Genomic DNA, 22154 nt, shown 5'->3' with positions numbered 1-22154 from the left:
GAATGAATGGTTTTATCCGCCAACCATAGCAGAAATCCGCTAGGCCGCAAATGACTAGGGCAGGTGCTCCAGGTGTTTTAACATCTGCGGCCAAATAGCTTGCCAGCCATGGCTGTGATCGGCATCGACGATTTGCACGTTGCTGTTGGGACGTTGCTGTAAGGCTTGTTGGAATAATGCCGGCAGAATGTTGTTATCGCGCTGCCCCAGCAGGTGCCATTCCGCAATGCCGGGTTTGACGGCGCGCGTAGCCGGGTTTAGCGAGTCGCTCAAGCGCTGATAGCCGTGATGATCGGCCCAGATATCGATGTCGTAATTTCCCGCCAGCGTCACTACGGCGACCGTTTGCGGCAAGCGCTCGGCTATCAGTAGCGCCAGCGTGCCGCCGCCGCTGTGGCCGATCAATACCACTTCGCGGTAACCTTTTAGTGTGCAGAACTCTGTTAATGCTTGGGTCATAGCCGCTACCACGCGTTCGCCGTAGCGGGCCCCGGTCCACAAGCTTTGCGAGCAGCCGGAGTCGCCGGCGTGGCCGTTGTAGCATGGCCGTCCCATGTACAAAGCCGGCTCGGGGTCGGAAGCCATTAATGACAGAGCGGTGGAGGTGCGGGTAGTCGGGTCGGCGGCCGGAAACAGTCCACGTTCCCAAGGGCGGCCGTCACCTTCGAGATAAACATGCAGGCGTTTACCGGCGGATGGTGGTAAACGGGTAAAAGATGTCAGTTTGAATCCGGCGGCTTCAGATTCTAAGGCCTGAAAGCCGAACGCCGTGGCTTGCTCATGCAGGCGCATCGCCGGTGTACTGCAAGCTGCCAGGAAAAGCAGCAGACTCAGTTTAATCAGCAAATGTAGCTGCTTGAAAGGCATGAGGAAAATGCGATTTGCAATAAACCACGCTGCTGGCGAGGCTTGCAGCGTGGTCCTGGTGCGCGGTCGATTGACAATCGACCCGGTTTATTAAATGGCTGGATTGTTTTAAAACGACAGCCGCAGACCGCTGGAAAACGCGTGGTTTGAAACGTTTTCCCGGTCGATGATGGTGTTGTAGGCCACGAAAGCCGACATGCCATCGGCAAATTGGCCAGCCACGTTGAATCCCAGTTGCATGAAATCGCGGTCCGGATTGTCGGAGCGGATGTTAAAGCCGGCATTGTTTTGCACGAAGCGTACGACGCTGACTTGGGCGTTATAACTGGATTCATGTACCCATTCGGCATTGACTTGCGGCACGATGACGCCCCAAGGCAAGCTCCAGGCATAGGAAGCCCTGGCGCCGGCTTTGGTCAGCATGGATTCTATGTTTTGTTTGCCGTAGCTGGTGCCGAAACTGGCGCCGCCGGATTCCCGATAGCCGTCCACTTCGGTTTTGGCGTAGTCGAAACCGATATATGGCCCGACCACCACCTTGTCGATGTGGTAGTTATAACCCGCGCCCAAGCTGGAGGCATACTGCATGCCTGAGGTGCTGCCTTTTGCTGAGGTGTTGAAAAAACTCATGGCCCGCTCGGATTCGTAATCGATGCCGCCAACGCTGGCCAGCGCGTCGATATAGAAATCCTGAATATTCACAGTGCTGTATAGCGAGCCGGTATAGGCTGCTGTATAGAGCTGACCGGCGCGGTTGCTGAAATCGGCTTTGTTGTGCGCGTTATTAAAGGCCAGGCCCACAAAAAAATTATCGGTGAACGCATAATCCGCTCCGACCGTGACTCCTTGGTTGTCGAAGCTGTAACCCTGTTCGTTGGCGGAGCGGTTCCGGCTACCAAAACTGCCGTCAATGTTGCCGTATATGCCCAGGCGTTGGAATATTTCCGGTAGCTCATCGCCGCTGGCGCCGCCAATTTTGGTGCCGCCCAGATTGATGCCGCCCGCATTACCGGCGCGCAAGGTGGCGATGCGATCCATTACGCTACTGAAATTCGCGCGCGAGGTGGCAACCGTGGTGGCTGCAATCGTATTGATCTCTTCCGGGGTGATCTGATCGATAACGTCGGCTTTTGCTGCGGTGCCTAGGCTGGCGATTCTGGCGCAGTCGCTAATGACCGTGGAACTGGTGGGTGAAGCGCATAAGCTGTTGATTGCCAGGGACGTGGCGCTGGCATTAGAGGTGGATTCGATAATTTGCGATTGGGAAATGACTGCGCCGCCGCTGCCGGCATAGCTAATCAATCTCGCACTGCCCGAGCCGGTGCCGGTGCCGGGAATGATCAGTCCCGAGTCGCCGACTATCAGTAACACATTGCCCGTGTCGCTGTTTATATTGGAACCCGCGATGGCGTCGGCTGACCCAAACGGGTAGTTTGCCAGCGCGACCGTATAACTGCCGGGACTCAAGGGGTAGTCGTTAATCAACGAGTTAAAATTCGGAGAAACGCCCGCCGCGCCGCAGTCTATTTGGTTACAGCCGTCGTCGTCCTGAGTGAGCACGGAGAGGCTGGTAAAGTTGCCGGTGCCGCTCAACAGGAAAATATAGGGATCTGTTGTCGGGCCGCTGGTGGCAATATCGACCAGCGTGGTCTGTGTCAGCGAAAAGGGCAGGTAGCCGACCGACCCAGTGCCGGAGCCGGTTAGATTGAATGTGCCGCTCGCGAATTCCACGCCTGCCGCGAGTGGCGACGCCAGCAGCAAAGTCACTAGCGAACTTGCGGTTAGGGATTGCCGTTTGTTCCATCGCGCAACAGCGGTTTTAGAACAGAATAGTTCAAAAAAAAACAGTGATTTCATGAGCATTTATCCGAAATAATTTTTGCAACTTATTATAGATGCATGTCGATGTTTTCAATAGTAATTAAATTTTGTTTGGAGATTCGGCATAGACCAATCGAGCTTGTTCATGCTCAATCGTGGTCAGTAAATTTCTGATGACCGTTAGGCTCGGGAAGTAGCAAATGCAGTGGTGGAACGAATTTTCCGGGCCTGGGCGGGATTTATCCCGGCCGATTTTGGGGCTGGAGGTTTTTAGACCGTAAAGGGCAATTGCAGCGACACGAACAAGCTCTTCGGCTAAAATCCTTACACTTTCCCTGACTGTTGTTTGCCATGTCCAGATTCGAGCTCGCATTGAAAGCCTTTCAGCAGGCTCAACTAGCCTATGAAGATTTATTGGCCGTGGCAGCCGCGTTAAGCGCGGAACCCGAACAGGTTTTAGATGCAGCTCGACAATTCTTGGAAAACGAATATCGGAACGGAAAAATTGGCGCGGATGTTTATCGCGGTTTGCAAGCTGCTATGCAAGACGAAACCCGGATTGCCGGCGAGCAAACCCAAATGGCGCCCTCGCGGGTATCCAATCAAGACGATGCGACCAGTATAGTTTCCGCGCCGGCTAAATCGGCGACGGTACTGCCGGTTTCACCCGCTACGCAAACACCTACATTGACGACCGAATCCTTATTGCAAGGTTTGGACCCCTCGCAGCCGCGCGCCGAGCTGACAGTCGGCAGCACCTTGAAAGGTCGTTTTGTGCTCGAAGAATTGCTCGGGGTGGGCGGCATGGGTATGGTGTTTAAAGCCACCGACTTGCGCAAAGTGGAGGCCTCGGATAAAGAGCCGTTCGTGGCTTTAAAAGTGTTGAACCAGGATTTTCAATTCAATCCGATGGCGTTGGTGGCCTTGCAGCGGGAGACCAAGCGTGCGCAAACCCTGTCTCACCCCAATATTATTAAAGTCTACGACTTTGATCGGGACGGCACTCACGTGTTTATGTCGATGGAGTACTTGCAGGGCAAGCCGCTCAGTCACTTGATCCGTGAGCATGTCGACAGCGGCTTACCCTTCAAAAAAGCCTGGCCTATCATCAGCGCGATGTCAGAAGCCTTGGCGCACGCGCATAAAAAAAATATCGTTCACTCCGACTTTAAACCGGGCAACGTGTTTGTCGGTGACGACGGCGAAATCCGCGTGCTGGATTTCGGGATCGCCTGCGCCATTGGCCGTAGTGAAAAAGACGGCCACGACGCGACGATATTTAATGCCCGGTCGCTGGGCGCGATGACCCCGGCCTATGCCAGTTTGGAACAACTGCAAAATAGCGATCCCGATCCGCGCGACGATATTTATGCCTTGGCCTGTATCACTTACGAATTGTTGAGTGGCAAGCATCCGTTTGGCCGGCTGTCGGCGGAAAAAGCCATGGAAGTCAATTTACAGCCCAAACCCATCGCTCAGCTGAAGCGGCGGCAATGGAAAGGATTGCAAAAAGCTTTGGCCTTTAGGCAGGAAGATCGCAGCGCCAATATTGATGAGTTTTTAACGGCCATAGGTCCGCATACCTCGGTATATTACGGTTTATGGTCAACAGCATTGTTTATTGCCTGTTTGATTGGCTTGAACGTCTATTGGACCTTAAACGAAAAAAATACCAATACCGAGGTTGTGAAGGTTGCCGTGGAATTAAGCCCGGAGCAAAATCAGAAAATCAAAGATTTACTGGAGTTGGCGGATATTCATTTCGATGTCGGTTATCTCACCGCGCCGACCGGTAGCAACGCGTTCTGGGCCTACCAGGAGGTTTTGAAAATCGATCCTTACAATAAAGCGGCTGTGGACGGTATCAATAAAATCGCCGATACGCTGGAACAGCAGGCGTGGGAGTTTTACGAAAAGAACGACCGCTCAGAGGCCTTGAAAAAAGTGCAAGAAGGCTTGGAAGTTAATCCTGTGCACAAGGGCTTGCAGAGTTTGCGAGATAAGCTCAGATTCAATTAACCAATCGATTAACCTCAGATATTTCGCGGTTTGTAAGCGGATTTTTCGATCATGCGCTACCCGCTGCCATGCTAGAATTCGGCGCATTATGACTTCCTATGCGCCGATTGCCAGTGGCTTCCCAATTATTCCCAGTATCCGATGATGCAACGCCCGCGCGACTGCGGGAAATTCCTTATAACTACACTTCGTTTTCCGATCGCGAGATCGTAATTCGCCTGCTGGGCGAAGACATGTGGGGGGTGCTTGATTCGTTACGCGACGAGCGGATCACCGGGCGTTCCGCGCGGATGCTTTACGAAGTATTGGGCGACATTTGGGCTGTGCAACGCAATCCTTATCTCGAAGACGACTTGCTCGACAATGGCAAAAGGCGGCGCGCCTTGCTGCAAGCCTTGCGGCATCGTTTGGGGCAGATGGAAGGCCGACAAACTGAGTTGGAGAACCAACACGCCGAGCGGGCCGAGCGCGTGGGGCAATTGATCGCCGCGGCCCATCAGGCGGTGAATGAATTCGAAGCCCATTTCGAACGCACTGCGCAATTGCGCCGCAGCGTGCTGACGCTGTTGTCGCAATACACTCGTAAAGATAATATTAGCTTCGACGGCTTCGCCCGCGTCAGTCACGTTACCGACGCCACCGACTGGCGGGTGGAGTATCCGTTTGTGGTGCTGTACCCGACCTCCGAAGACGAAGTCGGGCATTTGGTGCGCGGCTGCATCGAACTTGGCCTGACTATCATCCCCCGCGGTGGTGGTACGGGTTACACCGGCGGCGCGGTGCCTCTCAATGCTTATTCCGCAGTGATCAATACCGAAAAGCTGTTGGCGATGGGGCCGGTGGATCGACATACGCTATTGCCGGGCGTGGAGTGTTCGTATGCGACGATCCACACCGGTGCCGGTGTAGTCACCAGACGAGTAATGGAAACCGCCGAACAGGCCGGTTTGGTGTTCGCCTGCGATCCAACTTCTGCCGATGCATCTTGTATCGGCGGTAATATTGCGATGAACGCCGGTGGTAAAAAAGCTGTGCTATGGGGGACTGCTCTGGATAATCTGGCTTCCTGGCGGATGGTGACGCCGGACGGCAATTGGTTGGAAGTCGAGCGCCTGAATCACAATCTGGGCAAGATCCACGAACAAGACAAAGCCGGGTTTTTGTTGAAACGTTTCGATGCCAGCGGTAAACAATTGCTGGGTGAAGAAACGCTGGAAATTTCCGGCAGTTTTTTCCGCAAGACCGGGCTGGGTAAGGATGTGACCGACAAGTTTCTTGGTGGTCTGCCGGGGATTCAAAAAGAAGGTTGCGACGGCATCATCACCTCCGCGCGCTGGATTCTGCATGAAATGCCGCCGGTTAGCCGTACGTTTTGCCTGGAGTTTTTCGGGCAGGTGCGGGAAGCCGTGCCATCGATAGTCGAGATTCGCGATTATCTGGCTGATTTGCCGAAAGAAGGCGCCAATCGGGTCATGTTGGCGGGTTTGGAGCATCTGGACGAGCGCTATGTGAAAGCAGTGGGCTATGCCACCAAAGCCAAGCGCCACGGCAGGCCGAAGATGGTGCTGATCGGCGACATCGTTGGCGACGACGAAAATCAGGTGGCCATGGCGGCGTCGGAAGTCGTGCGAATATGCAATGCGCGCGGAGCCGAGGGCTTTATTGCCGTCAATCCGGAAACCCGTAAAAAATTCTGGCTGGATCGTGGTCGGACAGCGGCGATTGCCAGACATACCAACGCCTTTAAAATCAACGAAGATGTGGTGATCCCCTTGCCGCGCATGGGCGACTATTGCGATGGTATCGAGCGTATCAATATCGAATTGTCGCTAAACAATAAATTGCGCCTATGCCAGGCCTTAACCGAATTGCTGAGCGGCGATCTGCCGTTGCGGGCCTATGAAGAAGGCGTGAATAAGTCCGAATTGCTGGACGAGCGTCGGGCCTTGGCTTTGGATGCGGTGGGCACGGTAAAAGCGCGTTGGCAATGGATATACGACAGTCTGGATTTACCGTTGGCAGAAGCCGAAAAAGCCTTCGAGTCACACAGTATTCAGGTCGGCGAACTCAGCAATCGCGCCGCCGAGCCGGTTCTGTTTCATCGCTTGCAGGATTACTCGCTGCGGGTGTCGTGGAAGCAGGAATTACTACCACGCCTGCGGGAAATTTTTGAAGGCGATAATTTCCGGCCCATCGTCGAGCGTGTCGAGGCTTTGCATAAAGAGATATTGCGCGGCCGAGTGTTCGTGGCTTTACACATGCACGCCGGCGACGGCAATGTGCATACGAATTTGCCGGTCAACTCCGATCATTACGAAATGTTGCAAGAAGCCAATGCCGCCGTGGCGCGGATTATGGCTTTGGCGCGTTCGCTGGGCGGGGCGATTTCCGGCGAGCACGGTATTGGCATCACCAAGTACGAGTTCTTGACCGAAGATGAATTAGCAGATTTTCATGCTTATAAAAACCGTATCGATCCGGAAGGCCGTTTCAATCGCGGCAAGTTGATGCCGGGTGCGGATTTGCGCTCCGCTTACACTACCTCGTTCAGTTTGATGGGTTTCGAATCGCTGATCATGCAGCAGAGCGACATCGGCGCGATTTCCGATTCGGTGAAGGATTGTCTGCGCTGCGGCAAATGCAAGCCGGTTTGTTCAACGCATGTGCCGCCGGCCAATTTGTTGTATTCGCCGCGCAATAAAATTCTGGCGACGTCGTTATTGATCGAAGCGTTTTTGTACGAAGAACAAACCCGGCGCGGGATTTCGATTACCTATTGGAAAGAGTTTGAAGACGTTGCCGACCATTGCACGGTTTGCCACAAGTGCTTCAATCCTTGTCCGGTGGACATCGATTTCGGCGATGTGTCGATGAATATGCGCAATCTGCTGCGCAAGATGGGTAAACAAAGTTTCAATCCGGCTAAAACCATGGCCATCGCGTTTTTGACCGCATCCAGCCCGAACACGGTCAAGGCGATGCGCACGGCGATGATCGAATGGACTTACAAGGCCCAGCGCATCGGCAATACGCTGTTGAAACCGTGGAGCAAAGCGCAGATCGCCCAGCCGCCGGCCACGGTCGGCAAGCCGCCGGTGCGCGAACAGGTGATTCATTTCATGAATCGGAAAATGCCTGGCGATTTGCCGACAAAAACGGCGCGGGCGTTGCTGGACATCGAAGACGGACAAATCGTGCCCATCATTCGCGATCACGCTAAAACCCGGACCGATTCCGAAGCGGTGTTTTATTTCCCCGGCTGCGGTTCAGAGCGTTTGTTCTCGCAAGTCGGTTTGGCGACGCAGGCCATGTTGTACGAGATTGGGGTGCAAACCGTATTGCCGCCCGGCTATTTGTGCTGCGGCTATCCGCAACGCGCTGGCGGCCAGTTCGATAAGGCGCAGAAAATCACCACCGATAATCGCGTATTGTTTCATCGTGTCGCCAATACGCTGAATTATTTGGATATCAAAACCGTGGTGGTTAGTTGTGGTACTTGCCAGGACCAGTTACAGGATTACGAATTCGAGAAAATTTTTCCCGGTTGCCGCTTGATCGATATTCACGAATATCTGCTGGAAAAAGGCGTCAGGCTGGAAGGCGTGAATGGTGCGCGTTATCTCTATCACGACCCTTGTCATAGTCCGTTCAAACAGCAAGATCCGATGAAAGTGGTCAATCAGTTGATCGGTGCGCCGGTCGCCAAATCCGAGCGCTGTTGCGGCGAGTCGGGCACCTTGGCAGTGGCACGGCCGGATATTTCCACGCAGATTCGTTTTCGCAAGGCGGAAGAATTACAGAAAGATACCGCTAAATTACGGGCCGATGGCTACGACGGCGCGGTGAAAATGTTGACCTCCTGTCCGTCGTGCATGCAAGGTTTGCAGCGTTTCGAAGACGAAGTTGAGCAGATGGAAGTCGATTACATTGTCGTGGAAATCGCCAAACATGTATTGGGTGATAACTGGATGACCGGGTATCTGGATCGGGTCAGCAAAGGTGGTATTGAGCGGGTTTTGGTGTGATGTAGTGTTGTCGATGGCGGCCGGCTGATTTTTCAGTCGGCTCTGCTTTCTGATTTGTCGATGATGAGGAATGTACTTACCTTCGGACAATAAAAAAGCCGCGATAAATCGCGGCTTTTTAAATTTGGAGCGGGAAACGAGACTCGAACTCGCGACCCCGACCTTGGCAAGGTCGTGCTCTACCAACTGAGCTATTCCCGCAAAAATATAGTAATGGAGGCTGCGACCGGAATCGAACCGGTATATACGGCTTTGCAGGCCGCTGCATAACCATTTTGCTACGCAGCCTTTATAGGGACAATAAAAAAAGCCGCGATTTGCCGCGGCTTTTTAAATTTGGAGCGGGAAACGAGACTCGAACTCGCGACCCCGACCTTGGCAAGGTCGTGCTCTACCAACTGAGCTATTCCCGCTTGGCTTACTATCCTGCCTATTATAAAAAGATATTTTTTTGTGTCAACAGTTATTGCAGGTTTATTGCCGAAGTCCAGGCTTTTCGGCCTTGGCATTCGCCGGATTCAGTGATCTCTACTTCAGCCCACAGAACATTTTTATCGGTAGTATCTGCCTGAGCTTGGATCAGTTTGACAGGAGTATTAAGCGGCATGTGTTTGCACGCGCCGTCACGATCATTTTCTTCGGTATCATCGTAAGCCGCCATGGAGCCGGGGACAGCGACTAATCTGACAGTTGCATTAGGATCGTAAGTATTGGGGCTTTTCAACACGTAGTTTTGTCCGGGGACCATGGCTTTCGCTTGGTGAACCGGCAATTTGGCATCAGACCCGCCGCCCATAAACACGGCTACCACGATCAATGCAACTGCGCCGACACCGCCAAAAAATACTTTAGGGTTGGATTCTTTCAGGGCCAGCAGGTTAGCGATAATATTGCCGGCCGCATCTTTCGCCGCGGCGGCGGAATCAGAGGCTGGAGCTGTTTCCGGTTGCTTAGGCTCTTCAGCTTGATTTTGGGCTTCGGTCTCGTTGTTGTTTTCGTCAAGGCTCATGCGATGTTTCCTCTTAAGCTAGTTATTATTATGGTTAAGTGGCTAAAGTTACCACGCCGTTCGAACATTTCAAGCATTCATTTTTTAGTTATTTAGTCGTATCTTAAGGGGAACTGTAGCAAAAATGAACAAGCTGGGATAAAAAAGCTGATAGGGCTGCTGGTTTGCTGTCTTTGGATAGTGTTTGGCTATGCAATTATCGAAGTCGGCGTTGTTAGTTTAAATCCAAATTTTTTGGTTGCGGTTGTTGTGGTGCTCGGGTCTACGTTGGCTTTGTTGGCGCGGGCGCGAGCTTTGTGCCCACGCGGGGTGTGTAGGTTTGTTTGGATGATGTTTCGCTTTCGCGAGCCTTGATTTAAGGCCGGTTCTCGCACCGGCGGGCGAGATACTTTCTTTTGCTCCGCCAAAAGAAAGTATCCAAAGAAAAGGCGGCCCGGAAGCCGCTTTTCCCCTGCGTTCCTCGCTTTTGATAGGGGTTGCCGAAAGGGGCTTCCTGTCCCTTCGGCAACGTGCGGCATCCATGCCGCACCCCTAGCGGGCGATTCCTATCAAAAGCTCCGGTACTCGGCGCGGCATATGGGACAGAACCGCCCCCAAATTCATCGCTCGCTTTGGGTTTCCGCTATTGCTCCAACCAGTCTGTAGGGTGCACTAAGAACTAAAGGTCATTTAGTGGGAATACGGACGCAATATCGTTGTATATATCCTCTAATTGCCCCGCCTCTAAACCAAGAGATGCATAAAGTTTAAAATCAGCAGATTGCTCCGTCATTTCAATTTTCAAAGTGACGTGACCAAGGGATGTGGTCGCCGCAGAGAGATAGAGTTCGCCGTCGAGTGCGGACCATACCTTCTCACCTTTCCATCCTTTCCATGATTCAGCCATTTCTCGGAATAGGAGACTAGGTGGGCCCGAAAAATATGTTGTTGATTGAACTTCTCCAATGAACGGCGCGCCAGAAATCGAAGCAACAAAATCAATTGCATCGCTTGTGCTTCCCAACAGCCGAAAGCTCAATGTAGTGGAGTTATCGCATGATTTAATTGAAACAGAGTTCATATTAATCGCGACGCTCTGAGTTAACCGGCTGGCCCGGCTTTATCGCGTAACCTCCTGCTAGCTCTAGTTCCGGTTAATCGTTGGGTTAGGCGTGCAAAGCCCCATGCTATAAGCCAAAAAACAATGGTGGCAAATATACTTGTAATTACCCAGCCAACTGTAGTTGGGGTAGGAAAAATGCCATCATCTATAAACATAGGTGCGCCAAATATTTGCAGCAAAAATGCAGGAATGAAAAACAAGCCCATTGTGTAAAATAAAAAGCTTGTAATGAGCGGGCCTGGGCCGATGACAAATAACCACAAGCTAGCATAACCGCTAACAAGCAAACAAAACCAAGTTAATGTTCTAAGTGAAAACATCGTTTCAAATTGCCTAACTAGTAATTTAGGATTTCTGTGTGCCTATTTCAGGCAGGTAATACAAGGTTTTAATCCTAACAGAATTGCAGAGCAGATTTGAATCCTTCGTCCCGATTCAGGAGAAAGAATACTGTTTATGCTTAGCTTCTAAGGTCTGTTTGATAAAGCCGGTTTTGGCTAAAGCGTCACCGAAATGCATTGAAATTCCTTCTTTGCGCCATCGTCAGTTAGCAATTCGACACGATCATTCTGGCTCGGAAAAAAGAACGCTGCTTCGATATTCAAATCTCCCAGATCGATATGCTCCAGCCGCTCCAGCTCTCCTGAAGCACTATCCCATAAATACAACCAATGTTTCTCCAGCCGCTTTTCGTTAGCATGGAAAGGTCCGGCGACGATTAGGTATAGGTGGTCTTGGTGCCAGGCGATGTCGCGGATGCCTAAGCCGTCTAAATCCAATTCTATTGGCTCGGCGAATTGCGCGGCTTGGCCTTGTAGCAGTGCCAATGGATTGAGTAAGTGTACCAGGATGGCTTTGCCGTTTTTTAGGTAGCCGTTTTCGGTGTTGCCGCCGGCTAGCGGGTTTCTAAAGCCGATCAATAATCCATGTTCCGGTGTGGCTGCCAAGCCTTCTATGCTTAAGCCGCCTTTGCCTTTGGGTGGTATGCGCTCGGCTTGCTCCCAGTTATAGCGAGCAAAGCGTTTGTCCTGCTTTAGATCGTTAATCAATTGGGTATAAATCGAACCATAACGCTGGGCGCTGAAATTACCCGGTTCGTCTTCGGTTAGATGGATGCCGAATAAGCGCCGCCGAGCCGGTCGTTCGTCGCCTTCGCTATTGGTGCTGTGCGAGCCTATCCAGAAATAGACCTCGCCAATGCGCGCGCCGCCTTCCAGATCGATTTCCTGATGCTTGCCGTCTTTGATTTCGCCATCGAAAACTTCTGACAGGGCAATTGCCGGCTTTAGGGCTTTTTCTGCGTGTTTGTCGAATACGCTGAGTTCGTTGTCTTCGTCGTCCGCAACGATGAAGTAACGGTCATTTAGGGCAATGGCGCCGGATACATTCGATCGGCCTTTGTAGGTTTTTATATCCATATCGGAATCGCTGGCGAAATTTTGATTTCAAGATAGGTGGCCAGTCGGCGATGCCTGAATTAATCCGGCCCTAATATTGTCGCTCCCGCGCAGGCGGGAGCCCCGGTGCCACAATGGATTCCCACCTTCGCGGGAATGATGAAGGGTTGCTGATCTGCGCTGAACTAAGCTCGGAATTTACTCGTCTGGGCTGCCGATAAAGCGATAAACCAACGCGCCTAAAACCGCGCCAATAATCGGTGCCAGCCAGAATAGCCAGAGTTGCGCCAAGGCCCAGTCGCCGACGTAAACCGCCACACCCAGGCTGCGCGCTGGATTGACTGAAGTGTTGGTGACCGGAATGCTGATCAGGTGAATCAATGTCAGGCCCAAGCCAATCGCGACAGGCGCCAGGCCGGCTGGGGCGCGGGTGTCAGTGGCACCAAGGATGATCAGTAAAAACATCATGGTCATCACCACTTCGGTAATCAGTGCGGATAACAAGGAGTAGCCGCCTGGCGAATGTTCGCCGTAACCGTTGGAGGCAAATCCCGCCGCCACATCAAAGCCGGCCTTGCCGCTGGCGATTAAATACAAGACGCCGCCGGCGGCAATCGCACCGATCACCTGCGAGACGATGTAAGGCAACAATTGATTGGCTGGAAAGCGACCGCCCATCCACAAGCCAACCGACACCGCCGGATTGAGATGGCAACCGGAAATATGGCCGATGGCATAGGCCATGGTCAATACCGTTAAACCGAACGCCAGTGAAACGCCGAGCAAGCCAATGCCCACATTCGGAAACGCCGCCGCCAATACCGCACTTCCGCAGCCACCAAGAACTAACCAAAATGTCCCAAAGGACTCGGCAACATATTTTTTCATATGACTCTCCTGTGTGTTGTTATTGTTGTGCCTGTCATCGATCACTTGTTTTTTGTTTAATAATCAATCGGCTAGCGCACTGTATTCTGTGTCTTTGTGTGATGTCAATCACAAAAAACGGCTAGATTCTTGCTTGGTGCTTGCTATTTTTGGCTAGCGACTCGGTTGCGTGGAAGATAGTGGGTTTTGTGGCGTCAAAAATTACCGAAGAATTAGTCCGGGCAAGTCTGTTCTGTATGGCTAATTTCCCTATTCGATGTGAAAATTAGGGTTTATCACCTTGCCTGTCATTCTTGCCGGTTTATCCATGCCCGATATTTCCCAACACGGCCACAGTACCAATTTGATCGGCATGGCGACCGCTTGTATGGCCAGTCATCTATTCAATGATTATCCCAAGCCCTTACATATCGCCGGTACCCGGGAGTCGGCACCCGGACTGTTCGAACAGTTGGCCGGCCAAGCCACGTTGGCCGAGTGCGGGCGGATCTTTCAAGATTATATGTGCGTGGTATTCGGTTTCGAAACCGAGCAGCGCTTGCGCGACGATGCCGAGGGCCGGCGCCGGTATCGCAACAGTTATCTGCGCCTGATTCAGGATTGGGGGCTGGATTCCAATAATGCGCAGGGCGCGGTGTTGAAGGGTTGGGTGGAGAGTCGCTTCGGTTTGTTTCCCAGCTACCATAAGCAGCAGATCAGCAGTTTTATGAGCAAGGACTGGATTGTCTACATTGAAGAAAAGATGAACAGCCGCTATCACAACAATTGCATCTATATGCAGTTGGATTTGCTCTACGAGTTTTGCCAATGGGTGATAGAGCGTTTTCAGGTGCCGGCTGCAACCCATAAAACTCTGTATCGCGGCGTCAATGCCCTGGACGATTGGGTCGTTACCGAGCAAGACAAACAGCATAAAATCGTCCGCCTCAACAGTATTGTGTCGTTTACCGACCGCCCTAATATCGCCAGCGAATTTGGCGGGTATATATTAGAAGTGGAGGTGCCGATGGTGAAACTGGTGTTTTTTAGCGACCTGCTGCCGCATCACGCTTTGCGTGGGGAGGGCGAATACTTAGTGATTGGTGGCGATTATCGAGTAAAGGTGCAGCGATGAACGAGCAGTTAATGAATCGGGCTTTGGGGGCTTACTTGGGCTTTGCTTGCGGCGATGCATTGGGCGCGACGGTGGAATTCATGTCGCCGAAGCAAATCCAGAAACGTTACGGCGTGCATACCGAAATGATAGGTGGCGGCTGGCTCGGCTTGGAGCCTGGGCAAGTCACCGACGATACGCAAATGTCCTTGGCCTTGGGGGAAGCCATCATCGATCAGCAAGGCTGGAATTTGCGGGCGGTAGCCGACAATTTTTTGGCTTGGCTGGCAAGTGATCCGCCGGATGTCGGCAACACTTGCCGTCGCGGCATCCTGCGATATCGCGACAAAGGTTTATTGGTGGGCTTGCCGCGAGAAGATGATGCCGGCAACGGTGCCTGCATGCGCAATTTGCCGGTGGTGCTGGCAACTTTGGACCGGCCGGACGATTTCGAAGTTTGGAGCCTGGAGCAGAGTCACATCACGCATCACAACTCGTTGTCCGATGCCGCGACCCTGGCATTGGGGCGAATGACCAATCGATTGATTCACGGGCAAGGCCTTGAGGCCTGTTTGTTGGAAGCCGAACACTTGATCAATCAGCACAGCGAATTTGCCTACAATCCGTATCCGGGCAAAGCCTCGGGCTACATCGTCGATACCGTACAGACGGTGCTGCATCATTTTTTCAACACCGACAGCTTCGAATCTTGCCTGATCGCCACAGTCAATCAAGGCGGCGATGCCGATACCACCGGCGCCTTGGCGGGGATGTTGGCGGGTGCGAAGTATGGATTGGAGCGGATTCCTGAGCAGTGGTTGGAACGGTTGGATGGTGAGTTAGCAGAGCAAATACGTCAGCAAGTGACGGCACTTTTGCAAATGACTAACTGAGCAAATCCCCGGATACACTTTTCGGCTTGGTTTGTCTCAGGCGGCCACCCCAAATATAGCCCCAACTCCAGCGGTCAAGCCCATGGCCAACGCGCCCCAAAAGCTGACGCGCAATCCAGCAATCAACATTGAAGCGCCGCCAACGCGGGCGGATAGGGCGCCTAGCGATACCAACAGCAGCAAGGAGCCGCCGGCTACGGCCCAAATCAATACGGGTGCCGGCGTCCACAACACCAGCAATAAAGGCAATATTGCCCCAACGGAAAAACTGCCAGCCGATGAAAATGCTGCCAACACCGGGCGGGCGGTGGAGGTGTCGGTAATGCCAAGTTCGTCGCGGCTATGCGCGCCAAGCGCGTCGTGTGCCATCAGCTGGCGGGCAACTTCGGCGGCCAGCGCTTCGTCCAGGCCGCGTTCTACATAGATTGCGGTCATTTCCTCATGCTCGTGTTCCGGATAGGCGGCGAGTTCCCGGCGTTCGCGCTCCAGGTCGGCGTGTTCGGTGTCTGCTTGCGAGCACACCGAGACGTATTCGCCGGCGGCCATGGACATCGCGCCGGCTACCAGGCCGGCAATGCCGGCGATCAAGATATGTTTGGCATCCACGCCGGCTGCCGCGACGCCCAAAATCAGGCTGGCAGTGGACACTATGCCGTCGTTGGCGCCCAGCACGGCCGCCCGTAGCCAGCCAATGCGGTGATTTTTATGTCTTTCGATATGCATGCGGCTTCTCGTTGCCCAAGTAAGTGAGGATATGCTTGGATAGTAACCTGATTTTCCGGTCTAGGCCGAGTATTGTTGTCGGCTGTGAATGGGCTAGTTTGGTGCGTTACTTTCTGATTTATCGCAATCGGCCTAGAATAGCCGGTCAATATCTACTGTCATTGGCCATCGATGAAAGACCAGTCGTTTACTTTCGAACAAATTCATATCGAAGTCGCCCGCAACGCGTCCGACGATTTCAACCTGTTTCATGACAAGCATAAATGGTTGCAGGTCACGCATAATCCGTTTAAAGGCCCGATTGTGTTGGGCTTTCAGTTGAATACCCTGATCGAATATCAGATGCGCTTATACCGGGAAGCGCATCACGAAGACCAGATTATCGCCGACAATCAGCTGCGTTTTAGTAATTATCAGATCATCTTCGTCAATGCCTTGCGGCCGCGGCAGGCAATGACGCTGGATATCAAAAAGACGCTCATCGCGACGATACCGGAACTCACTTTAACCAATCGGATTGCGATCAAGTCGCAAGGTAAAACCATCTTGCTCGGGTATAAAAAAGAAACGAAACAGCCTTTGTTTTTAGCGGATACCGATTTAAGCGGTCTGCCGGATTTAAATGCGCTACCCGATAAAACCGTTGTGCCCGGCACCGAGTTTTTTTTGAAGCGTAAGTGGATGAATAACGGCAATGTGAAGAACTTTCTGTCGGGTTCGTTTGCGGAGCAGTCCGACTATTTCGATGAGTTGTTGCAAGTGGCACAGTATCCGGAAGTGTTTCCTTGCAGTTTGACTTCCGGCGCTTTGCTGGAGAAAGCGCAACTGGAAAACCACGATTTCAAGCGCAATCCGATGGTGTATACCTCGCACGACATATCGGTCGATCGCGTGCATTTGGCTAAGCTAAAAAACAACGACAAGCTGCATATTCTGGTTAAGCAATTGCCGGAGTCTCCGGATAAAACCCTGAATCACACCAGCATCATGTTGCGCACCTACGAATGTTTCGGGGTGTTGGAGAACAAGGCGGTTTTGTTTCGTATCAAACTGAATTTGGTGCCGTTGGAAGAAATTATTAAAAATTTGAGCGGGAAGACATAGCCTCAGGCCGCGAATCGCCTAGTCGCGGGCGAATGTTGTGAATTTTTTGGAACATAAAGTATAATCCGCGCTGTCGTTAGGCAAGGCCAGTGACGAGATTGCAAATTCAATTAATACAACACTAAAGATAAGGTAAGTGCTCGCAGTCAGGCATTTGCATTGTTCGAGGAAAAAAATATGAGTAATATCGAAGAACGAGTAAAAAAGATTGTCGCAGAACAATTAGGCGTAAAAGAAGAAATCGCGAACGATGCGTCTTTTGTTGACGATCTTGGTGCTGATTCTTTAGACACAGTTGAACTCGTCATGGCTCTGGAAGAAGAATTCGAATGCGAAATTCCAGACGAAGAAGCTGAAAAAATCACCACAGTCCAATTGGCTATCGATTATATCAACGCCAATCTGCAGTAAGTTGTTTCCAAAAGTTAGTGGGTGGTTTCCATCCACTAGCCGGTTTATCCCCCTTCTCTGGTTGTCTTCTTTTTTTACCGGTAGTTTACTGTGAGCACACGTCGAGTTGTTATAACGGGCTTAGGCGCCATTACGCCGTTAGCCAATAATGTTGCCGATACCTGGGATGGCATTGTCAACGGGAAGAGCGGCATTAGTCCGATCGATTCATTTGACATATCCCCTTTTGCAACGACGTTCGGCGGTGTCATCAGAAATTTTAATATCGGCGATTATATAGCCGATAAGGATGCCAAACGCATGGACGGCTTCGTGCATTACGGCATTGCTGCCGGTTGCCAGGCGATTGAGGATTCCGGTTTTGAAGTCACCGAAGAAAATGCCGAGCGCATCGGCGTAGCCATCGGCGCCGGTATTGGCGGTATCACCGGTATTGAAGAATGCTATGCCACCTACGTGGCGGGTGGTCCCAGACGGATTTCGCCTTTTTTTGTGCCGGGCAATATCATCAATATGATCTCCGGCAATCTGTCGATCAAATACGGTTTGAAAGGCCCTAACTTTGCCATCGTCACCGCTTGTTCGACCGGTACGCATAATATCGGCGACGCGGCGAGATTGATCAAATACGGCGACGCCGATGTGATGGTCGCCGGTGGCGCGGAACGCTGCACGACCTCGCCGACCGCGATGGGCGGATTTGCCTCGGCAAAAGCCTTGTCGCGTCGTAACGATAGTCCGACCACCGCCAGTCGGCCTTGGGATCGAGACCGTGACGGCTTCGTACTCAGTGACGGTGCCGGGGTCGTGGTGTTGGAAGAACTGGAACACGCCAAAGCGCGTGGGGCGAAAATTTATGCGGAACTGGTCGGTTACGGCATGAGCGGCGATGCTTACCACATCACCTCGCCATCCGAAGGCGGCGAAGGTGCGGCACGCTGCATGCGCAATGCGATGCGTGACGCTAAAGTGAATCCGCAAGACGTGCAATATATCAACGCGCACGGTACCTCGACACCGGCCGGCGATATTGGCGAAACGCATGCGATGAAATTAGCGCTGGGCGACTCGGCTTATAAAGTGGCTGTCAGCTCCACCAAATCGATGATTGGTCATTTGCTGGGCGCGGCAGGTGGTATCGAAGCGGTATTGACCGCCTTGGCTATTCAGCATCAAATTGCACCGCCCACCATCAATTTGGAAAATCCCGATCCCGAGTGCGATCTGGATTACGTTCCGAATACAGCCAGAAACATGAGCATCGATGTCGCCATTTCCAACTCGTTTGGATTCGGCGGTACCAATGGTTCGCTGGTTTTCAAACGTTACCAATAAGCGCTTCCGCTTCCGCAGTGTCTGGCTATGTTTTTATTAAACGGCGAGCACAGACACTGTGTCGATGTTTCTGATCGAGGTTTTCAATACGGTGACGGTCTGTTCGAGACCATCGAAGTATTGCAGGGCAAGCCGCTGTTTTTTGATCGTCATCTAAAACGCTTAGCCGAAGGTTGTCGCCGGCTGCTAATTCCGATGCCGGATAGTGCCTTGTTCGACGCTGAAGCCCGGCAATTGAGCCAGTCCAGCGAGCGAGCCGTGTTGAAGTTGATGGTGACGCGCGGCAGCGGCGGTCGCGGTTACCGGCAGCCCGATCACATTATCCCTACCAGACTATTCGGACTGCATCCTTATCCCGATTACCCCCATCACTTTCAAACAGACGGCATTGCCGCGCGTTTTTGCGACCAGCGTTTGTCTTTGAACCCGAGCTTGGCCGGCATCAAGCACATGAATCGACTCGAGCAGATTTTAGCCCGAGCGGAATGGCAGGACGCGGCGATTCAAGAGGGTTTGATGCTGGATACTCAAGATCACGTCGTGGAAGGCACGATGAGCAACCTATTCCTGGTTAAATCTGACAGTTTATACACGCCACCGCTAGGACAATGCGGCGTCGCGGGTATTGTGCGAGAGTTGATTATGGAGTTCGCGCAGCGGATCAAACTACCGTTATTTGAGCAAGCCATTGATCAAGCTGCCGTTTTGCAAGCTGACGAATTATTTGTCAGTAACTCGGTAATCGGTATTTGGCCGATCAATCGGCTGGAAGGGCAAGTTTTTAAGGTCGGTGTTATCACTCGGCGTTTGCAAGATCTGCTCAGCACAGCGCGCATGGCGGAGGTATAGCAGTGTTCAGAAGCATCATCGCATTTACATTATTAATGGTATTGGGCTTGGTGTCGATTTGGGCCGGCATGCACTATCAACTGATTCTCAAAAAGCCGGTGGTAATGACCGAAACTGTCATTGAAATTAAAAAAGGCGATACGCTGGAATCGGTGGTGAAAAATCTGCGTGCGCAGCAGGTGACGGTAAATCGCTTATGGTTTCGTTTATTTGCCTATCGGAAAAATCTCGACCATTTGTTGAAGGTGGGTGAGTATGTGTTGGCTAAAGGTTCTACCGCCGCTGACATTCTGCAACAATTGACCGACGGTAAAACCAGGAAGTATTCGATTACGTTTCCGGAAGGATGGTCCTTCAAGCAAGTGTTTAACACAATCAAGAACAACCCCAATCTGCAACACACACTGACCGATAACCAACTGGAAGACTTGATGGCGCAAATCGGCTCGGATAAGAATCATCCGGAGGGCTTGTTTTTTCCCGATACCTATTTCTTTGAAAAAAACACCTCCGATGTCGATTTACTGAAGCGCGCACACGATCGAATGCAAGCGGTATTGAACGAAGAATGGCAGAAGCGCGACGATGGCGTGCCGTTGGAAAATCCGTACGAGGCTTTGATTTTGGCATCTATCGTCGAAAAGGAGACCGGCGCCGGCGAAGAGCGGAGAAAAATCGCCGGGGTATTTGCTCGGCGCTTGAAGAAAGGCATGTTGTTGCAAACCGACCCGACTGTCATCTACGGCATGGGCGATGACTACCACGGTGATATCCGGCATAAGGATTTGCGCGAACATACACCCTACAACACCTACGTCATCGAAGGACTGCCGCCTACACCGATTGCGATGCCTGGTAAGCAAGCCATCGTTGCTGCTTTACATCCCGATAATAGCGATGCCTTGTTTTTTGTCGCCCGCGGCAATGGCCGCCATGCCTTTTCTTCGACCTTGGCGGAACACGAAAAATACGTCGATCAATATCAACGATGACACGCGGACGATTTATCACGCTGGAAGGTGGCGAAGGCGTCGGCAAGTCCACCAATCTGCAATTTATCAAGCAACTGTTGGAAGAACGGGGTATTCCCTTCGTGCTGACGCGTGAGCCGGGCGGCACCGGCATTGCCGAAAAGATTCGTGGGATTTTGTTGGAACGGCAAGCGGAAAGTTTGACCGAGCAGGCCGAGTTGTTGCTGGTATTCGCGGCCCGCGCCCAACATATTCAACAGGTGATTTTGCCAGCTTTGCAGCAAGGGCAGTGGGTGGTGTGTGACCGTTTTACTGATGCCACCTATGCCTACCAAGGTGGTGGCCGGAATATGGATCTGCAAACCATCGCTTGGTTGGAAAAAGCCGTACAAGGTACCCTGAGGCCGGATTTGACATTTGTGTTCGACGCGCCGATAGAAGTCGGTATGCTGCGCGCCAAGCACAGAGGCGAGTTGGACCGCTTCGAAACCGAACAGTTGGCGTTTTTCGACCGGGTCCGGCAAACGTATTTACAACGCGCCGCCACGGATTTGCAGCGCTATAAGATCATCGATGCCAGCTTACCGTTAAGCGAAGTGCAGCAGCAATTGCGCCGCGAGTTGGCGGGATTGTGGGGCATTAATGCCTAGCCGAATCGGGCTTTATCCCTGGCAACACGAGAACTGGCGGCAGTTGCACGGTTATATCGAACAGCAACGCATCCCGCAAGCCTTGCTGTTTTCCGGTGCGGTCGGGCAGGGCAAACAGCATTTGGCCGAGTATTATGCACGGACCTTGTTGTGTCACGCGCCGTTAGCCGATGCTAGCGCGTGCGGTCATTGTGTCGGTTGCAATTTATTCGATGCGCAAACTAATCCCGATTTTTTGATGATAGCGCCCGACGAACCCGGCAAAGCCATCGGTATCGATAAAATCAGGCAACTGATTGTGAAGCTGGCTTTGAAACCTCAGTACGATCATGCCTATAGAGTCGTGATCATTCAGCCGGCTGACGCATTGAACACAGCTTCGGCGAATGCGTTTTTGAAGTGTCTGGAAGAGCCGACCGAACGGACTTGTTTGTTGTTGATCAGCGAGCAACCGAGCCGATTGCCGGCGACAATCCGTAGCCGTTGCCAGAAAATCGATTGCGCAACGCCCGCGCGCGAACTGGCGATGCTATGGTTGCAGCAGCAGGGTGTCGGAGAACAAACCGAGTTGTTATTAAAACTGGCCCAAGGCTCGCCGCTGTTGGCTAAGCATTACGCCGAACAGAATATGATTCAGCTCAGGCAGCAGTATTTCGAGGCTTGGTTGCAGATTGCGCAAGGCAAGGAAAATTTGTTGACGGTAGCCGAGCTCTGGCAAAAGCAGGAAAAAATCGATTTGGCAGTGGTTTTGCTGTGGATGGCAAGCTGGGTCGCGGACATAGTCAAATACGCGTACCGGGCGGAATCGCCGGCGCTTGCCAATCCGGATCTGAAAAATGCCTTGCAAGCCCTTGCCGAGCGGCTAGAATTGAAACGCCTATATCGGTTTTACGATAATGTGCTTACCACCAAGTCGCAACTGAACACGCAACTTAATAAACAATTGATGGTCGAGCAGCTATTGATTAGTTGGTCGCAACTGAATAGACAATAAGCG

Annotated in this window: 19 protein-coding genes and 3 tRNA genes; 11 read left to right on the top strand and 11 right to left on the bottom strand. The window is 52.2% G+C overall.

Annotation, left to right across the window (positions count from 1 at the left end; translation table 11 throughout):
- Positions 1-54: 54 nt before the first annotated feature.
- Together ACR64Q_RS16300 and ACR64Q_RS16295 are read right to left on the bottom strand one after the other, a co-directional pair.
- Positions 55-846: an alpha/beta fold hydrolase gene (locus ACR64Q_RS16300; protein ID WP_483823347.1), complete on the bottom strand. Its 792-nt coding sequence runs from the start codon at positions 844-846 to the stop codon at positions 55-57.
- 129 nt (positions 847-975) lie between these two features.
- Positions 976-2724: a DVUA0089 family protein gene (locus tag ACR64Q_RS16295; protein WP_313732446.1), complete on the bottom strand. Its 1749-nt coding sequence runs from the start codon at positions 2722-2724 to the stop codon at positions 976-978.
- A gap of 315 nt (positions 2725-3039) precedes the next feature.
- Here ACR64Q_RS16295 and ACR64Q_RS16290 point away from each other — a divergent pair, with 315 nt between their 5' ends.
- Complete coding sequence (locus tag ACR64Q_RS16290; protein ID WP_313732445.1) at positions 3040-4707, top strand: serine/threonine-protein kinase; 1668 nt, start codon at positions 3040-3042, stop codon at positions 4705-4707.
- Between the two features lie 98 nt (positions 4708-4805).
- On the top strand, positions 4806-8732 hold the full coding sequence (locus ACR64Q_RS16285; RefSeq protein WP_313732444.1) for a DUF3683 domain-containing protein: 3927 nt from the start codon (positions 4806-4808) through the stop codon (positions 8730-8732).
- A 125-nt stretch (positions 8733-8857) separates the two neighbouring features.
- On the opposite strand, the gene ACR64Q_RS16280 is transcribed toward ACR64Q_RS16285, so the two are convergent.
- The 8 genes from ACR64Q_RS16280 to aqpZ form a co-directional block, all read right to left on the bottom strand.
- Positions 8858-8933: transfer RNA gene (locus tag ACR64Q_RS16280), tRNA-Gly, on the bottom strand.
- A 13-nt stretch (positions 8934-8946) separates the two neighbouring features.
- Positions 8947-9020 (bottom strand) — tRNA-Cys (locus ACR64Q_RS16275).
- 49 nt (positions 9021-9069) lie between these two features.
- Positions 9070-9145: transfer RNA gene (locus tag ACR64Q_RS16270), tRNA-Gly, on the bottom strand.
- Positions 9146-9195: 50 nt separating this feature from the next.
- Entirely contained in the window at positions 9196-9741 is a 546-nt protein-coding gene (locus tag ACR64Q_RS16265; protein WP_020484912.1) for a hypothetical protein, read from the bottom strand.
- Between the two features lie 658 nt (positions 9742-10399).
- Positions 10400-10801 (bottom strand): DUF6228 family protein, encoded by a 402-nt coding sequence (locus ACR64Q_RS16260; protein WP_152428974.1) that lies wholly within the window; start codon positions 10799-10801, stop codon positions 10400-10402.
- Positions 10802-10821: 20 nt separating this feature from the next.
- Complete coding sequence (locus tag ACR64Q_RS16255) at positions 10822-11163, bottom strand: hypothetical protein (RefSeq protein ID WP_152428975.1); 342 nt, start codon at positions 11161-11163, stop codon at positions 10822-10824.
- Positions 11164-11340: 177 nt separating this feature from the next.
- Complete coding sequence (locus ACR64Q_RS16250) at positions 11341-12261, bottom strand: DUF3616 domain-containing protein (RefSeq protein WP_313732443.1); 921 nt, start codon at positions 12259-12261, stop codon at positions 11341-11343.
- A 177-nt stretch (positions 12262-12438) separates the two neighbouring features.
- Positions 12439-13128, bottom strand: a complete 690-nt coding sequence (gene aqpZ, locus ACR64Q_RS16245) for an aquaporin Z (protein ID WP_020484916.1) — start codon at positions 13126-13128, stop codon at positions 12439-12441.
- Between the two features lie 307 nt (positions 13129-13435).
- On the opposite strand from aqpZ, the gene ACR64Q_RS16240 reads away from it, so the two are divergent.
- On the top strand, positions 13436-14242 hold the full coding sequence (locus tag ACR64Q_RS16240; RefSeq protein WP_026602029.1) for an NAD(+)--dinitrogen-reductase ADP-D-ribosyltransferase: 807 nt from the start codon (positions 13436-13438) through the stop codon (positions 14240-14242).
- The gene (draG, locus tag ACR64Q_RS16235) at positions 14239-15114 is read left to right on the top strand and encodes an ADP-ribosyl-[dinitrogen reductase] hydrolase (protein ID WP_026602028.1); all 876 of its coding nucleotides are present in this window, start codon (positions 14239-14241) and stop codon (positions 15112-15114) included. The genes ACR64Q_RS16240 and draG overlap by 4 nt, the downstream gene beginning before the upstream one ends.
- Before the next feature lie 36 nt (positions 15115-15150).
- On the opposite strand, the gene ACR64Q_RS16230 is transcribed toward draG, so the two are convergent.
- Positions 15151-15837, bottom strand: coding sequence for a VIT1/CCC1 transporter family protein (locus ACR64Q_RS16230; RefSeq protein WP_026602027.1), 687 nt, complete (start codon positions 15835-15837; stop codon positions 15151-15153).
- A gap of 171 nt (positions 15838-16008) precedes the next feature.
- Between ACR64Q_RS16230 and ACR64Q_RS16225 the strand changes: the two genes are divergently transcribed.
- The 7 genes from ACR64Q_RS16225 to ACR64Q_RS16195 all read left to right on the top strand — a co-directional run bounded on the left by ACR64Q_RS16225 (position 16009) and on the right by ACR64Q_RS16195 (position 22151).
- Positions 16009-16941: a hypothetical protein gene (locus tag ACR64Q_RS16225; RefSeq protein WP_020484920.1), complete on the top strand. Its 933-nt coding sequence runs from the start codon at positions 16009-16011 to the stop codon at positions 16939-16941.
- 177 nt (positions 16942-17118) lie between these two features.
- Positions 17119-17352 carry an acyl carrier protein gene (gene acpP / locus ACR64Q_RS16220; protein ID WP_013820083.1) on the top strand — a complete coding sequence of 78 codons (234 nt, stop codon included), beginning with the start codon at positions 17119-17121 and terminating at the stop codon, positions 17350-17352.
- A gap of 90 nt (positions 17353-17442) precedes the next feature.
- Positions 17443-18687: a beta-ketoacyl-ACP synthase II gene (gene fabF / locus ACR64Q_RS16215; RefSeq protein WP_026602026.1), complete on the top strand. Its 1245-nt coding sequence runs from the start codon at positions 17443-17445 to the stop codon at positions 18685-18687.
- Between the two features lie 27 nt (positions 18688-18714).
- Positions 18715-19536, top strand: a complete 822-nt coding sequence (gene pabC, locus ACR64Q_RS16210) for an aminodeoxychorismate lyase (protein ID WP_313732442.1) — start codon at positions 18715-18717, stop codon at positions 19534-19536.
- Between the two features lie 2 nt (positions 19537-19538).
- The gene (gene mltG / locus ACR64Q_RS16205) at positions 19539-20528 is read left to right on the top strand and encodes an endolytic transglycosylase MltG (protein ID WP_026602024.1); all 990 of its coding nucleotides are present in this window, start codon (positions 19539-19541) and stop codon (positions 20526-20528) included.
- Positions 20525-21157 (top strand): dTMP kinase, encoded by a 633-nt coding sequence (tmk, locus tag ACR64Q_RS16200; RefSeq protein ID WP_026602023.1) that lies wholly within the window; start codon positions 20525-20527, stop codon positions 21155-21157. The genes mltG and tmk overlap by 4 nt, the downstream gene beginning before the upstream one ends.
- Positions 21150-22151 (top strand): DNA polymerase III subunit delta', encoded by a 1002-nt coding sequence (locus tag ACR64Q_RS16195; RefSeq protein ID WP_026602022.1) that lies wholly within the window; start codon positions 21150-21152, stop codon positions 22149-22151. Before tmk ends, ACR64Q_RS16195 begins: the two co-directional genes overlap by 8 nt.
- Positions 22152-22154: the final 3 nt, after the last annotated feature.

The organism is Methylomonas sp. 2F7 (assembly GCF_057126975.1).
Note: the sequence above shows the minus strand (reverse complement) of the source record. Positions and strands in the feature narration are given on the sequence as shown.